The sequence below is a fragment of the Sphingomonas hankookensis genome (assembly GCF_022664465.1).
Classification (GTDB): domain Bacteria; phylum Pseudomonadota; class Alphaproteobacteria; order Sphingomonadales; family Sphingomonadaceae; genus Sphingomonas; species Sphingomonas hankookensis.
On sequence record NZ_JAKREV010000001.1, the window covers coordinates 803,630 to 817,281 of the forward strand.

Sequence of the window (13,652 nt, forward strand, 5' to 3'; positions counted from 1 at the left end):
GGGGACGATTTAGTTCGTTGGGAACCCCCGCCGCTTGAACAGAGCGGTTACGTCCGGGTCGCGTCCGCGGAATGCGCGATACGCCTCTTTGCGGTCGGTCTCGTTGCCCGTCGCCAACAGCGTCTTGCGGAAACGGTCCGCCGTCGCCTTGTCCCACACATTGCCGGTCGCGACGAACGCGGCCCAGGTGTCGGCGTCCATCGTCTCCGACCACAGGTACGAATAATAGCCGGCGGAATGGGCGTCGGACGAGAACAGGTGATTGAACTGCGGCAACCGGTGCCGCATCACGATCTCCTTCGGCATCCCCAGCGTGCCCAGCGTTTCCCGCTCGAACGCAGCGACGTCGGTCACCGGCGTCTCGCGATCGTGGAGTTCCATGTCGACGATTGCGGACGACAGATATTCAACCGTGTCGAAGCCCTGGTTGAAGGTCGAGGACTTTTCGATCTTGTCGACCAGCGCCTGCGGCATTGGCTTACCGGTCTGATAATGCTTGGCAAAGCGGTCGAGTACGTCGCGGGTCAGCAGCCAGTTCTCGTTCACCTGGCTGGGATATTCCACGAAGTCGCGCGGCGTGCCGGCAAGGCCCGGATAGGTCACGTCCTGCACCAGCGAATGGATCGCATGGCCGAATTCGTGGAACAGCGTCGTCGCATCGTCGAGGCTGATGAGCGTCGGTTGGCCGTCTGCGCCTTTGACGAAGTTGTTGTTGTTCGATGCCAGTACGTTCGTCGCGCCGCCGAACTTCTGCTGCCCGCGATAACGCGTCGCCCAGGCGCCCGATCGCTTGCCCGAACGCGCGAAATTGTCGAGGTAGAACACGCCGACATTGCGACCCGTCTTCACATCGGTGACGACGAAGGTGCGCACGTTCTTTTCGAACACCGGGATCTGCCCGGTATTCTCGGTGAACTTCAGGTCATAGAGGCGCCCGGCGGCATAGAACGCTGCCTGCACGATGTTGTCGAGTTGCAGGTACGGCTTCACCTCGCTCTCGTCGAGGTCATATTTCGCCTTGCGCACCTTTTCGGCGTAGAAGCGGTAGTCCCATGGCTCGATCGTCAGGTTGGTGCCCTCGCCCTTGGCCAGCGCCTGCATATCGGCCACTTCCTCGCGCACGCGCGCCACGGCGGCGGGCCAGACGCGCATCATCAGCGCCTCTGCATTGGCCGGCGTCTCCGCCATCGTGTCGTCCATGCGCAAATAGGCGTGGTTGCGGAAGCCGAGTAGCTTCGCCCGCTCCTGCCGCAGCTTCAGGATCGTCGCGATCGTCGCCTTGGTATCGTTGGCGTTGCCGTTGTCGCCGCGCATCACGAACGCGCGCCACACCTTTTCACGCAACGCCCGGTCGGTGGCATAGGTCAGCACCGGCGCGACCGACGAGCGCGTGTTCACGATCGCCCATTTGCCGGGCAGCCCGCGTTCGTCCGCCGCCGCCTTCAGCGAGGCGACGAAGCTGTCGGGCAGGCCGGCAAGCTGCTTCGCATCGTCGACGACGATCCACGTCTCCTCGTCGGCCAGCACCTTGGTACTGAAGTCGTTATAGGCGACCGACAATTGCTGGTTGAGGCCGGTGACCTGCGTACGCTGCGCATCGGTGAGCAAGCTGCCGCGGCGAACGAAGCTGCGATAGGTCCGCTCGAGCAGGCGCAACTGCTGCGGGTTCAGGTTTTGCGTGGCGCGGCTATCGTACGCCGCCTTCACCCGCGCGAACAATTTGGGATCTAGGAACAGCTCGTCGTTGAACGCCGAGAGTTTGGGCGACCATAAGCGGTCGATCGCCTGCACCTCCTTCGTCGCGAGGTTGCTGGTATAGACGCCCCACATCGACCCGACGCGGTTCATCATGTCGCCGGCCAGTTGCATCGGCTCGATGACCGTCTGGAAGGTGGCCGGGCGCTTGTCGTCGCGGATCGCGTGGATTTCGCGGCGCATTTCGGCCATCGCCACCGGGAAGGCGGCGGGGAACATCGCCGGCGTCACCTTGTCCCATGGCGGCACCCCCTGATACGGCCCGGGCCATTTCGCGGTCAGCGGGGTAGCATCGACCGCGGTCGCGGCGGGGGCCTGTGGCATGGCGGCACCATAAGCCGGCAAAGCAAGGGCGGTGGAGGCAAGCAACGCGCCGAGACGTACGATCATCAACAGGTCCGTTCTGAATATCGAATATCGGCAAGCCTAAAGATCGGGAGCCGCTTGGCAAGATCGGCGTTGATGCGGCAACGAAACGATACGGGGCCATCATGCAGATCACTTCGCTGACCGAACTCGACCGCGTGCGCGACGAAGCGCGCAAGCTGGTGACCAAGCGCGCGCTGGTATCGGCGGGGGCGTCGGCGGTGCCGGTGCCGGGCGCCGACCTGATCGTCGATGCGAATATCCTGACCAAATTGCTGCCCGATATCAGCAGCCGCTTCGGCCTCAGCGAAAAGCAGGTCAACGCGCTGGAGCCCGATCGCGCCAAGCAGGTGCTGCTGATTGCCGCGAACCTCGGCAACGGGGTCATCGGACGGTCGATCACGCGACGGGTGGTGACGATGCTGATCCGCCGCGTCGGTGCGCGCTATGCCAGCAAGTCGCTGCTGCGCTTCGTGCCGTTCGCCGGACAGATCGCGGCGGCGGGGATCAGCTTCGGCGCGATGAAGCTGGTCGGCAATTCGCATATCGACGATTGTTATGAGACGGTGCGGCGGACGCTGGCGTAGACGCTGACCCGCTTTGCCCCAGACGTCACCCCAGCGCAGGCTGGGGTCTCTCGCGGTTGAAGTGCCGTGCTATCAACGGGAGACCCCAGCCTGCGCTGGGGTGACGTTCGTGGATAAATGTCGAGCGGTTACCCATAGCTTCGGGGCAGCGCCCTACTCCGCCGGCACCAGCTCCACCACGTCCAGCAACGACTCGAACCGGGGATAGGGCAGCACCAGCCGCCAGCGCTTCTCGCCGATCCGCTCCAGCACCCCGGCCATGTCGCGGTCGCGATCCTGGCCATATTGCAATGCCGCGCGTTCGTCACCGAGCAGCAGCGTGCCGAGAAACACCGTGCGGTCGCCGTCGGGGAACAGCAGCCCGACCGGGCGCTGCGACCCGGTCTCCTTGTAGAAGCTGCGGACGCTGCCTTCATCGCGGATCATGCAGTCGAACGCGGGATAGGCGGTGAAGTCGCGCATCGCGCTGCCCGCACCGCCCAGCTTGAACACGCGGCAGCGATAGCGCCCGGCGGGCGGTGTACTGCCCGCCAGCGCCGCGTCGGGCACGAACAGCGCGCCCTGCGCAGTGATCGCCGACGGGTCCGCCGCCCGTGCGCGCGGAAGCGCCGCCAGCCACGCATCGCGCCAGCGCCGCAACCGGTCGCGATCGGCCGGTGTCGCCACCCGCCGCCAATCGTCGCCACTCGGCCGCGCAGGTGCTGCGGTGCCGGACGACGCGACCGCCGCCCCACCACCGCAACCGCCGGTCAGCAGCCCTAGCAGAACACCGATGATGCACGTACCCCGGTTCATGCCGCGATCACGCCGCGGTCCAGCCGCCGTCGATCGACAGGTTCGCGCCCGTGATCCCCTTCGCCTCGTCGCGGCAGAGGTAGAGTGCGAGGCTGGCGACCTGTTCGGCGGTGACGAATTCCTTGGTCGGCTGTGCCGCCAGCAGCACGTCGTTCATCACCTGCTCGCGGGTCAGGCCCCGCGACGCCATGGTGTCGGGGATCTGCTGTTCGACCAGCGGGGTCCAGACATAGCCTGGTGAAATGCAGTTGGCGGTGATGCCGCAGGTCGCGACTTCCAGCGCGACCGTCTTGGTCAGGCCGGCCAGCCCGTGCTTGGCGGTGACATAGGCCGATTTGTTCGGGCTTGCGACTAGGCTGTGCGCCGATGCGGTGTTGATAATCCGGCCCCAGCCCGATTTCTTCATGTGCGGCACGGCGGCGCGGATCATGTGGAACGCGGACGACAGGTTGATCGCGAGGATCGCGTCCCATTTGTCGATCGGGAAATCCTCGATCTTGGCGACGTGCTGGATACCGGCATTGTTGACGATGATGTCGACCGATCCGAACTCGGCCGCCGCCTTGTCCACCATCGCCGCGATCTGATCGGGCTTGGTCATGTCGGCGCCGTCGTAGCGCGCCTCCGCACCGCTCGCCTCCGCCAGCGCGGCGCGCTCCTGCTCGATCGCGCCTGCGTCGCCGAAGCCGTTGATGACGACGGTCGCGCCTTCGGCGGCAAAGGCCTTCGCATAGGCGAGGCCGATGCCCGACGTGGAACCGGTGACGATCGCGGTCTTGCCTTTCAGGAACATCGCTTATCCTTGGCGTTTGGAAAGATGGGGGGTCAGGTCGAACGCGGCGGTGCGTCCGTCGATGATATTTTCGGCCACGACCTGCGCATTGGCCATGGTGTCGGCGATGGCGGCGCGGCCGGCGGCCCAATGTTCCTGCATCGCGCGCGCGGAAAATTCGAAATCGCGCGCGCCGCCTTCCCAGCGGTTGGCGCGGTAGATCAGGTGGACGAGGCTTAGCGGGTGTTCGTCGGCCATCGCCTCCAGCGCGCGGACATCGGCGTCATCGCGCAGTTCCACCGGCAGCTTGGCGACCATGCGCCGAATCAGCTCGCGCTCCTGCCGCAACCGCAGGCGGTCCGCAGTCACCTGTCGCGTACGGCTGGAGAAGCGGATTTCCTTTTCGCGCGCCACCACGTCGCCGATCGTCCGCGGCATCGCCGCTTCGGCGGAGAACAGGTCGACCTGGAACACCAGCATCGGATCGCGCTGATGATCGAGGATGTGGGTCAATGGCGTGTTGCTGACCAACCCGCCGTCCCAATACCAGCGCCCGTCAATCTCGACCGGGGGCAGTCCCGGCGGCAGCGCGCCGGAAGCCATGACATGCCGCGCGTCCAGCCGTTCGCGCGCGCTGTCGAAGTAGACGAAATTGCCGCTCTCGATCTCCACCGCGCCGACCGACAGCCGCACCGGCCCGTCATTGACGAGGTCCCAGTCGACCAGCGTGTCGAGCGTTTCGCGCAAGGGCGCGACGTCGTAATAGCTGAGCGCCGCCGGCGTGCCCGGCGCGGCGAATTGCGGCGGAACCCCGCGCGGGCGAAAGAAGCCGGGAACACCGGTCGCCAGCACGACGCCCGCCGACCATTCGTGCACCCATTCGCGCACCCGGTCGTCGGGCAGGATCGGAAACCATGGCAGCACGCCCGCCGCCGTTTCCCAGAATTGCCGCAGCCGTTCCACCCGGCGCTCGGGCGGGTTGCCGGCAAAGATCGCGGCATTGATCGCGCCGATCGAGATGCCGGCGACCCAATCGACCTCGATCTGCGATTCGCCCAGGCGTTCGATCACCCCGGCCTGATAGCTGCCGAGCGCGCCGCCGCCCTGCAACACCAGCGCAACGCAGTCGGGAAGCGGCAGGCCGGTCGGGGATCGTCGGCGCAAACGGGGGTCGGCTTCGGCCATCGGATACACTTTGCGCGTAATGGGGTCTGGGTTCAACGGCACTACAACCGATTTCACGGCGCACGGTTGCAACATCGGGGCGGCTTCGCGCATTTCAGTACGCACCTTCAACGAACGGACCGCTGCCCATGCGCCTCGACGATCTTGATCCCTCCAGCAATGTCGACGATCTCGGCCGCGGTAGTGGCGGCATGGGCGGCGGCGGGTTCAACCTGCTGGGTCTGTTGCCGCTGCTGCTCGGGCGCGGCCTGGGCTGTGGCACGATCGGCATCATCGCGATCGTCGGCGTCGCGTTCCTGATGTTTTCGGGCGGGGGCGGCCTGCTCGGCGGCGGATCGCAGGCGCCGACCACGCAGCAGGGTTCGTCGCAGGCGAACGTGCCGTGCGATACCGCGGAGGAGCTGTTCGCCTGTCGCGTGCTGAAATCGACCGAGCAGGTCTGGGGACAGATCTACACCGAACAGGGTGCCCGCTACACCCCGCCCCGGCTGCGCTTCTATCAGGATAATGGCCAGTCGGGCTGCGGCGCGGCGCAATCGGCGATGGGGCCGTTCTATTGCCCGCCCGATCGCGGCGTCTATCTCGACACCAATTTCTTCCGCGAGCTGTCGCAGCGTTTCGGGGCGAGCGGTGATTTCGCGCAGGCCTATGTCGTGGCGCACGAGGTCGGCCATCATATCCAGAACCTGACCGGGCAGGCCGAAGCCGTCAGCCGTGCGCAGCAGACGCTACCCAAGGCGCAGGGCAATGCCCAGTCGGTCCGGCTGGAACTGCAGGCGGATTGTTATGCCGGCGTGTGGGCCAAGCGCAGCGGCCGGATGGAGCCGGGCGATATCGAGGAGGGGTTGCGCGCGGCCGAAGCGATCGGCGACGACACGCTGCAGGGCAATGCCGCCTCGCCCGAGAGCTTCACCCACGGCACGGCGGCGCAGCGCGCGAGCTGGCTCAAGCGCGGCTATGACAGCGGCGATCCGGCGCAGTGCGACACCTTTTCGGGGGCGATCTGATGAGCGTCGCGTTCCGGCGGGAGGATGACGACGAGCATAAGGAACCGCGCTTCGAACTGCCGCTGCCGCCCGGCCCCAACCTCGTCACCCGGCGCGGGCTGGCGGCAATGGCCGAACAGGTCGAGCGGCTGGAGGGCGAACTGGCGGCGGAGGGCGATGCCGAACGGATCACCGCGATCCGGCGCGACCTGCGCTACTGGCGGACGCGCCATTCGACCGCGGAGATCGCTCCTGCCCCGACCGACGAGGTCGGCTTCGGCTCGCGCGTGACCTATGCGCTGAACGGACAGCGCAAGACGATCGAGCTGGTCGGCAGCGACGAGGCCGATCCGGCGGCGGGGCGCATCCCCTTCACCGCGCCGCTGGCGCTGGCGATGACCGGGCTGATGGCGGGCGAGACCGCCGATTTCGGCGGACGCAGCGACGCGATCGAGGTGATCGAGACCGGTCTGATCGAGCCATGATCCGCATCCTGGTCGATGCCGATGCCTGTCCGGTCAAGGACGAGGTGTACCGGGTCGCCGAACGGCATGGTGCCCAGGTCTCGGTGGTCAGCAACAGCCATTTCCGCGTGCCGCTGCTGCCCTGGGTCGAGCGGGTGGTGGTGTCGGACGGCTTCGATGCCGCCGACGACTGGATCGCGGAACGGGCGGACCAGGACTGCGTGGTGGTCACCGCCGATATCCTGCTTGCCGATCGTTGCCTGAAGGTCGGTGCGGTGGTCGTCGCGCCCAATGGCAAGCCGTTCACGACTGCGTCGATCGGCGGCGCGATCGCGACGCGAGCGATCATGGCCGACCTGCGCGCGGGTGGCGAGCAGTTGGGCGGACCGCCGCCGTTCGGAAAGGCCGACCGCTCGCGCTTCCTGCAATCGCTCGACGCCGCGCTGGTGCGGCTGGCCCGCCAACGATAGGAGAAGCGCCATGGCCGAAAAATTCGAACGTCACCGCCAGCCGTGGCGGCCCGATGAAATCCAGAAGCTGCACCAGCTGGCGGGAAAAGGCATGGCGTTGAAGGCGCTCGCCAAGGCGCTGACCCGTAGCGAGGAATCGATCAAGGATCGGGCGAAGGAAGACGGGTTGAAGATCGCGAAGTTGCGGTAGGCTATTTCTTCCCCACAAGGCGGGGAGGATTTTTAGAGCCGCACCAGCATCTTGCCCTTGTTCTGACCGCTGAACAGGCCGAGGAACGCGTCGGTGGTGTTCTCCAGCCCGTCGATCACCGTTTCCTCGCGCTGGAAATTGCCGCTGGCGACGATCTCACCCATGCCCTGCTGAAACTCGCCGATGCGGCCCATGAAGTCGCTGACGATGAAGCCCTGCACGCGAATACGGGCAGCGATCACCCGCATCAGGTAACGCAGGCTGGTCGGCTGCGACGCGTTATAGCCGTCGATCATGCCGCAGATCGCGAAGCGCGCGCCCTGCTTCGCATGCGCCAGCGCCGCGTCGAGGTGATCGCCGCCGACATTGTCGAAATACACATCGATCCCGTCCGGCGCCGCAGCCCCCAGTGCCTTCACCAGCGGCACGTCGCCCTTGTAGTCGATCACCTGATCGGCGCCGAGCGAGCGGACCCATGCGACCTTCTCCGCGCCACCCGCCGATCCGATCACGGTCATGCCCTTCGCCTTGGCGATCTGCACCACGACCGATCCGACGGCACCCGCCGCTGCCGACACGAACACCGTCTCGCCCGGCTTCGCATCGGCCACCGCTAGCAGTCCGAACCACGCGGTCATGCCGGTGAGGCCGAGCGCGCCGAGAAATGCCTGGTCGGGCAGGCCCAGATCGGGGAGCTTCTGCACGCCCTTGGCCGGCACGATCGCCTCGTCACGCCAGCCCGCCATATGCTGGACGCGCGTGCCCACCGGCAGGTCGGCGGCGCGGCTTTCGATCACCTCGCCCGCCGCGCCGCCATCCATCGGCGCGTCGAGCGCGAAGGGCGGGACGTAGCTTTTCACGTCGTTCATCCGTCCGCGCATATAGGGATCGACCGACAGCCAGCGATTGGCGATCCGCACTTCCCCATCGGCTAGGTCGCGCACCGGCAGGTCGCGCAACGCGAAATCCTCCGCGACCGGCATGCCGTTGGGACGCCGAACCAGATGCCATGCCTTCGCCATCATCGATACTCCATATCAGTTTCAGACCGCAACCTAGTGCGTCGCCAATCAAAAGCAAAGGGGCCCGGTTGCCCGAGCCCCTCCGCCTGTCGCCACCGCGAACCGTTTAATAGGTGCCGGGGAAGCTGCGATTGAGGTTGGTGTCGTCCTTGTCCGTGGCCGACCCGGTCACACCGGTACCCGCCGTGGTCGACGTACCCGCACCCACTGCCTGACCCGTCGTGCTCGACGTGCCATAGCGATTGGCTTCCTGCGTACGGTCGTTATTCGACGTGGCGCTGCCGAAGCGGTCGTTGCCGTACCGCTGCTGCGACTGGTTGCCGAACATCGCCTGCTGCTGTTCCTCGTCGCGCCATGCGTCCTTGGCTTCCGACGCGGTCTTGCGCAGCTTCACCTTGCCGTCGACCGACGATACCCAACGCGACGGGATCGAGTGATGGTGGCCGCCGGCATCCGGATCGCTCTTGGTCAGGATGATGCGGTCGCCGCGCACCTTGTCGACGGTGCCGACATGCGCATCGTCCGATCCGACGACTTCCATATGCTCGGTCACGCGCGTCAGGCTGTCACGCTGCGTCTGTCGCTCGGTGCGGAAGGCCGAAAATTCGTTCTGGAATTTCGTCGCATTTTCCTGACGATATTCGTCATAGTCACGGTCGAACGCGCTGACCTGCGTATCGCGCCACGAGCGATAGGCATGGTCACTATGGCGGTCGTCGTAGCGCGACATCTGCTCGTCATAGCGCTGGTCGCGTTCGCGCCGACGCTCGGCATCCTCGTCGCCGAACCATGAGCGGACCTCGTCGCCGGCGCGAGCAAGGAAACCGCGATCCCCGGCGTCATAGTCGAGGTCCTGGCGCTGGCGATCGCCACGGAAGCGGTCGCTGCCGCGGTCGCTGCCGAAAGCCCGATTGCCGGCATAATTCCGGTCGCTGCCATAGCCACGGTCGGCACCATAGCTGCGGTCGGCCCCGTAGCTGCGATCGTTGCCGTAGCTGCGGTCGCCCTGCTCGGTGAAGCGATGGCCGTCATGGGCATAGCTGCCACGATACCGGTCGCTCTGGGCGCCATACGACCGCCCGCCGCGATCGCCATAGTCGAAGTCCCGGCTGCCATAGCCCTGTCCGCGGTCGCCGCCATAGCTCGATCCATAGGACGAACGACCGCCATAATAGTCGCGGTTCCCGTTATCCCGACCGCCGCCCTGCGACGACGCACTGCCATAGCCCTGCGCGCCATAGCCGCCGCGTCCGCGATCCTCCGCATCCCGCCAGCGTCCGTCGTCGCCCCGGTTGTTCCGCGACCAGTCGTCGTCGCGCGAATAGCGATCGTTGCCCATGAAAATCTCCTGCAGATGGTTCATGTGGTTCTTGTTTTCGCGGCGCAGCAGCGGTGCTGCCGTGTCGTATTCACACAAGCGCCGACCCGTATGTTGGTTCCCACCGAACCCGACCCGCACGACGAAGGGCCGTGCTACAGCGGTCGAAGGATTTTGACGGATTTGCGTGGAGACCCGTTGCATCCGCTTTTCGGGGCCGCTAAGGGGACGGCCCCGGCTATGCCGGGAACGGGGCGGGGCTGTAGCTCAGATGGGAGAGCGCTGCAATCGCACTGCAGAGGTCAGGGGTTCGATTCCCCTCAGCTCCACCACCCCCTTTCCTTTCAGCATCGAATTCTTTCACGCTTCCCCATGGCGTCCGCTGAAAGCAAAATAATACCCTACTAAAGTAATGGGATTATTCCCCCGTTCCCGATCCGCCGTACAACGGGGCATCGACGTCGCCCGGTGGCGACCATGAACGGGGAGACACGGGTTTGAAGATGTCCTTTGCACCGCTGGCCGCCATCGCGCTGTTCGGCCTGACCGCCTGCTCGGGCAATAGCGCGACCGACAACGCCGCCGTCGACAATGCCGTGATCGAGACGAACCTGACCACGCTCGACGAGCCGCTGGCGAACGATGCGACGTTCGGTACCGACGGCGCATTCGGTAACGATGTCGCTCCGCTCGGCAACGATGCGCTGCTCGACGCCCCGGCAGCGAACGGGGTCGATCCGGTCACGAACGCCCTTTGAGTTTCGCCGCGCCCCGGCGCGGCTTCCGCGACGCTAGGTAGCTCCCTAAGCGTAACCTCGGCCGGGCGGCAGCAACCGCCCGGCCCTTTTTATTTCGAGCCCAGCCATGTCCGATCCCGACGAGGATCGCCGCCGCGCGATCGATCACGCCACCCGTTCCCTTGCCACTGCGCGCATGGCGTGGCGACAGGCGCAGCCGAGCCGGCGGCATCCCGCCGACTTTCCCCGCCGCGCGCCGATCGCGCGCGCCGTCGAACTGCTGGCGGATGCGCTGTTCCCGGCGCGGATCGGGGGCTTTACCGGCACTACCGGTGGTGAAGACGCGTTCGTCGCTGCGCTGCTGACCGATGCGCTGGCGCTGCTCGACGCGGCGATCACCGCCGAGTTCGCCTATTGGCGCGACGCGGCCGGGATCGATGCCGCGACCGACCGGCCGGCGGAGATCGTACAGCTGTTCGCGGGCACGCTGTCGCGAGTGCGGGCGCTGCTTGATACCGATGTTGCCGCCATCTTTCGCGGCGATCCGGCGGCGCGCAGCGTCGATGAAATCCTGATCTGCTATCCCGGCGCTACCGCGATCCTGCACCACCGGCTGGCGCATGAGCTCGATGCGCTCGGCGCGCCGATCGTCGCGCGGATCGTGTCGGAGATCGCGAACGAGCGGACCGGCATCGACATCCATCCCGGTGCAACGATCGGGCCGGGCTTTTTCATCGACCATGGCACCGGCGTGGTGATCGGCGAAACCGCGGTCATCGGCGCGCGGGTGCGGCTGTACCAGCATGTCACGCTGGGCGCCCGGACTCCGCACCGCTCGCAGCCGCGGACCGAGAGCGGCCCATCGGCCGAGCGCGTCGCCCGGCATCCGATCGTCGGCGACGATGTGGTGATCTATGCCGGGGCGACGATCCTCGGCCGGGTGATGATCGGCGACCGGGCGGTGATCGGCGGCAATGTCTGGCTGTTGCAGGACGTCGCGGCGGGCAGCGTCATCATGCAGCCGGAGGCGGTGGTGGTGGGGTGAGCGGCCTCGCCCCAAGCGTCACCCCAGCGCAGGCTGGAGTCTCCCAGGGCCGACGCGACATTCAGCGATGACGATGATGTTCGTCATTCCCGCGCAGGCGGGAATCCATACACGCCGACGGTTCGGCTGGATCCGCGACGCTGGCGCATTTGCGCTCCCGCCTGCGCGGGAGTGACGACGGAGGATGGAACGAACGTCGTGCATCCAGCGAACTGAATGTCGATCCGCCCTAGTGATGGAGCGGAACAAGAGCCGGGAGAGACCCCAGCCTGCGCTGGGGTGACGCTTGGGTCCGGAGCTGGTCGTTATCGCGCTACCGGATCATTCCCATTCAATGGTACCCGGCGGCTTGCTCGTGTAATCGTACGTCACGCGGTTGATGCCCTTCACCTCGTTGATGATCCGGGTCGCCACACGCGGCAGAAAGTCGCCGGGGAACTGGAACGCCTGCGCGGTCATGCCGTCGGTCGAGGTGACGGCGCGCAGGGCAAGGACGTTGTCATAGGTGCGGCCATCGCCCATCACGCCGACGCTGCGCACCGGCAGCAGTACCGCGAACGCCTGCCAAATCGTGTCGTACAGCCCGGCGTTGCGAATCTCCTCGAGATAGATCGCGTCGGCCTTGCGCAGAATATCGCAACGTTCGCGCGTCACCTCGCCGGGGATACGGATCGCGAGGCCGGGTCCGGGGAACGGGTGGCGACCGACGAACACATCCGGCAGGCCCAGTTCGCGACCCAGCGCGCGGACCTCGTCCTTGAACAGTTCGCGCAAGGGTTCGACCAGCGCCATGTTCATGCGTTCGGGCAGGCCGCCGACATTGTGGTGGCTCTTGATGGTGACAGAGGGGCCGCCGGTGAAGCTGACACTTTCGATCACATCGGGGTAGAGCGTGCCCTGGGCAAGGAACTGCGCGCCGCCCAGCTTGTTCGCCTCGGCCTCGAACACGTCGATGAAGGTCTTGCCGATGAACTTGCGCTTGGCCTCCGGGTCGGTGACACCGGCCAAACCGTCCATGAACAGGTCCTGCGCATCCACATGGACCAGCGGGATATTGTAGTGACCGCGGAACAGGCTGACGACCTGTTCGGCCTCGCCCGCGCGCAGGATGCCGCCATCGACGAATACGCAGGTCAGCTGCTCGCCGATCGCTTCGTGGATCAGCAGCGCGGCGACTGACGAATCGACCCCGCCCGACAGGCCGCAAATGACCTTGGCCGAACCGACCTGCTCGCGGATCTCGGCGATCTTCGCCTGGCGGAACTCGGCCATCGTCCAGTCGCCGGTCAGGCCGCAGACATGGCGCGCGAAATTGGCGATCAGCTTGCCGCCATCGGGGGTGTGGACGACCTCCGGATGGAACTGCACGCCGTAATAGCGGCGGTCGTCATCGGCGACGACGGCGTAAGGTGCGCCGGGGCTGGTCGCGACGGTGCGGAAACCGGGGGCGAGCGCGGTGACCTTGTCGCCATGGCTCATCCAGACCTGATGCCGATCAGTCCTGGCCCAGAGGCCGTCGAACATCGCGCAGTCGTCGCCGACCTCGATATAGGCTTCGCCGAACTCGCCCGAATGGCCCTTCTCGACATTGCCGCCCAGCTGCTGGGTCATGACCTGCTGGCCGTAGCAGATGCCGAATACCGGTACGCCGGAATCGAAGATCGCCTGCGGGGCGCGGGGGCTGCCGTCGTCGCAGACCGATGCGGGCCCCCCCGACAGGATCACCCCCTTTGGCCGCATCCGTTCGAACGCCTCTTCGGCCTTCTGGAACGGGGCGATTTCGGAATAGACACCGGCCTCGCGCACGCGACGCGCAATCAGCTGCGTCACCTGGCTGCCGAAGTCGACGATCAGGATGGAGTCGGGGGTCTCGTTCATGGGCACCCGATAGCGGGGAGCTTGGCGGTAGGAAAGCCGACGCGCGATATTCGTGCACGCGAAGGACGATCGCCTTCGCGCG

14 protein-coding genes and 1 tRNA gene are annotated in these 13,652 nt (G+C 66.2%); 8 read left to right on the plus strand and 7 right to left on the minus strand.

The window, feature by feature from the left end; all coding sequences use genetic code 11:
• Positions 1 to 9: 9 nt before the first annotated feature.
• Positions 10 to 2,145 carry a M3 family metallopeptidase gene (locus MF610_RS03755; protein ID WP_242192861.1) on the minus strand — a complete coding sequence of 712 codons (2,136 nt, stop codon included), beginning with the start codon at positions 2,143 to 2,145 and terminating at the stop codon, positions 10 to 12.
• Between the two features lie 101 nt (positions 2,146 to 2,246).
• Between MF610_RS03755 and MF610_RS03760 the strand changes: the two genes are divergently transcribed.
• On the plus strand, positions 2,247 to 2,708 hold the full coding sequence (locus MF610_RS03760; protein ID WP_242192864.1) for a hypothetical protein: 462 nt from the start codon (positions 2,247 to 2,249) through the stop codon (positions 2,706 to 2,708).
• Between the two features lie 153 nt (positions 2,709 to 2,861).
• On the opposite strand, the gene MF610_RS03765 is transcribed toward MF610_RS03760, so the two are convergent.
• The 3 genes from MF610_RS03765 to MF610_RS03775 are packed head-to-tail and all read right to left on the minus strand — an operon-like array spanning position 2,862 to position 5,460.
• The gene (locus tag MF610_RS03765) at positions 2,862 to 3,503 is read right to left on the minus strand and encodes a DUF4893 domain-containing protein (protein WP_242192867.1); all 642 of its coding nucleotides are present in this window, start codon (positions 3,501 to 3,503) and stop codon (positions 2,862 to 2,864) included.
• 7 nt (positions 3,504 to 3,510) lie between these two features.
• The gene (locus MF610_RS03770) at positions 3,511 to 4,296 is read right to left on the minus strand and encodes a 3-hydroxybutyrate dehydrogenase (protein ID WP_242192869.1); all 786 of its coding nucleotides are present in this window, start codon (positions 4,294 to 4,296) and stop codon (positions 3,511 to 3,513) included.
• Positions 4,297 to 4,299: 3 nt separating this feature from the next.
• The gene (locus MF610_RS03775; RefSeq protein WP_242192871.1) at positions 4,300 to 5,460 is read right to left on the minus strand and encodes a patatin-like phospholipase family protein; all 1,161 of its coding nucleotides are present in this window, start codon (positions 5,458 to 5,460) and stop codon (positions 4,300 to 4,302) included.
• A 128-nt stretch (positions 5,461 to 5,588) separates the two neighbouring features.
• Between MF610_RS03775 and ypfJ the strand changes: the two genes are divergently transcribed.
• From ypfJ to MF610_RS03795, 4 genes are read left to right on the plus strand one after another with little or no spacing between them, the layout of a single operon-like run.
• A complete protein-coding gene (gene ypfJ / locus MF610_RS03780) occupies positions 5,589 to 6,467 on the plus strand; it encodes a KPN_02809 family neutral zinc metallopeptidase (protein ID WP_242192872.1) in 879 nt (292 codons plus the stop codon).
• Positions 6,467 to 6,931 (plus strand): GreA/GreB family elongation factor, encoded by a 465-nt coding sequence (locus tag MF610_RS03785; protein WP_242192873.1) that lies wholly within the window; start codon positions 6,467 to 6,469, stop codon positions 6,929 to 6,931. Before ypfJ ends, MF610_RS03785 begins: the two co-directional genes overlap by 1 nt.
• Positions 6,928 to 7,380 carry a YaiI/YqxD family protein gene (locus MF610_RS03790; protein WP_242192874.1) on the plus strand — a complete coding sequence of 151 codons (453 nt, stop codon included), beginning with the start codon at positions 6,928 to 6,930 and terminating at the stop codon, positions 7,378 to 7,380. Before MF610_RS03785 ends, MF610_RS03790 begins: the two co-directional genes overlap by 4 nt.
• Positions 7,381 to 7,390: 10 nt before the next feature.
• Positions 7,391 to 7,570 carry a hypothetical protein gene (locus tag MF610_RS03795; protein ID WP_055763497.1) on the plus strand — a complete coding sequence of 60 codons (180 nt, stop codon included), beginning with the start codon at positions 7,391 to 7,393 and terminating at the stop codon, positions 7,568 to 7,570.
• 32 nt (positions 7,571 to 7,602) lie between these two features.
• Here MF610_RS03795 and MF610_RS03800 read toward each other — a convergent pair whose 3' ends face one another.
• Together MF610_RS03800 and MF610_RS03805 are read right to left on the minus strand one after the other, a co-directional pair.
• The gene (locus MF610_RS03800) at positions 7,603 to 8,592 is read right to left on the minus strand and encodes an NADP-dependent oxidoreductase (RefSeq protein ID WP_242193588.1); all 990 of its coding nucleotides are present in this window, start codon (positions 8,590 to 8,592) and stop codon (positions 7,603 to 7,605) included.
• 106 nt (positions 8,593 to 8,698) lie between these two features.
• Complete coding sequence (locus MF610_RS03805; protein ID WP_242192876.1) at positions 8,699 to 10,009, minus strand: DUF2171 domain-containing protein; 1,311 nt, start codon at positions 10,007 to 10,009, stop codon at positions 8,699 to 8,701.
• Between the two features lie 157 nt (positions 10,010 to 10,166).
• Between MF610_RS03805 and MF610_RS03810 the strand changes: the two genes are divergently transcribed.
• The 3 genes from MF610_RS03810 (at position 10,167) to epsC (ending at position 11,692) form a co-directional block, all read left to right on the plus strand.
• A tRNA-Ala gene (locus tag MF610_RS03810) sits at positions 10,167 to 10,242 on the plus strand.
• Positions 10,243 to 10,413: 171 nt separating this feature from the next.
• A complete protein-coding gene (locus MF610_RS03815; RefSeq protein WP_242192878.1) occupies positions 10,414 to 10,668 on the plus strand; it encodes a hypothetical protein in 255 nt (84 codons plus the stop codon).
• Between the two features lie 106 nt (positions 10,669 to 10,774).
• Positions 10,775 to 11,692 carry a serine O-acetyltransferase EpsC gene (gene epsC / locus MF610_RS03820; protein WP_242192880.1) on the plus strand — a complete coding sequence of 306 codons (918 nt, stop codon included), beginning with the start codon at positions 10,775 to 10,777 and terminating at the stop codon, positions 11,690 to 11,692.
• A 321-nt stretch (positions 11,693 to 12,013) separates the two neighbouring features.
• On the opposite strand, the gene guaA is transcribed toward epsC, so the two are convergent.
• Entirely contained in the window at positions 12,014 to 13,570 is a 1,557-nt protein-coding gene (gene guaA, locus MF610_RS03825) for a glutamine-hydrolyzing GMP synthase (protein WP_242192884.1), read from the minus strand.
• Positions 13,571 to 13,652: the final 82 nt, after the last annotated feature.

Excerpts from the sequence above, each read along its gene's own strand:
- MF610_RS03765 (WP_242192867.1), bottom strand. The coding sequence starts at position 3,503 with ATGAACCGGGGTACGTGCATCATCGGTGTTCTGCTAGGGCTGCTGACC.
- MF610_RS03815 (WP_242192878.1), top strand. The coding sequence starts at position 10,414 with ATGTCCTTTGCACCGCTGGCCGCCATCGCGCTGTTCGGCCTGACCGCC.
- ypfJ (WP_242192872.1), top strand. The coding sequence starts at position 5,589 with ATGCGCCTCGACGATCTTGATCCCTCCAGCAATGTCGACGATCTCGGC.
- MF610_RS03795 (WP_055763497.1), top strand. The coding sequence starts at position 7,391 with ATGGCCGAAAAATTCGAACGTCACCGCCAGCCGTGGCGGCCCGATGAA.
- MF610_RS03770 (WP_242192869.1), bottom strand. The coding sequence starts at position 4,296 with ATGTTCCTGAAAGGCAAGACCGCGATCGTCACCGGTTCCACGTCGGGC.
- guaA (WP_242192884.1), bottom strand. The coding sequence starts at position 13,570 with ATGAACGAGACCCCCGACTCCATCCTGATCGTCGACTTCGGCAGCCAG.
- MF610_RS03790 (WP_242192874.1), top strand. The coding sequence starts at position 6,928 with ATGATCCGCATCCTGGTCGATGCCGATGCCTGTCCGGTCAAGGACGAG.
- MF610_RS03785 (WP_242192873.1), top strand. The coding sequence starts at position 6,467 with ATGAGCGTCGCGTTCCGGCGGGAGGATGACGACGAGCATAAGGAACCG.
- epsC (WP_242192880.1), top strand. The coding sequence starts at position 10,775 with ATGTCCGATCCCGACGAGGATCGCCGCCGCGCGATCGATCACGCCACC.
- MF610_RS03755 (WP_242192861.1), bottom strand. The coding sequence starts at position 2,145 with ATGATCGTACGTCTCGGCGCGTTGCTTGCCTCCACCGCCCTTGCTTTG.
- MF610_RS03760 (WP_242192864.1), top strand. The coding sequence starts at position 2,247 with ATGCAGATCACTTCGCTGACCGAACTCGACCGCGTGCGCGACGAAGCG.
- MF610_RS03800 (WP_242193588.1), bottom strand. The coding sequence starts at position 8,592 with ATGGCGAAGGCATGGCATCTGGTTCGGCGTCCCAACGGCATGCCGGTC.
- MF610_RS03775 (WP_242192871.1), bottom strand. The coding sequence starts at position 5,460 with ATGGCCGAAGCCGACCCCCGTTTGCGCCGACGATCCCCGACCGGCCTG.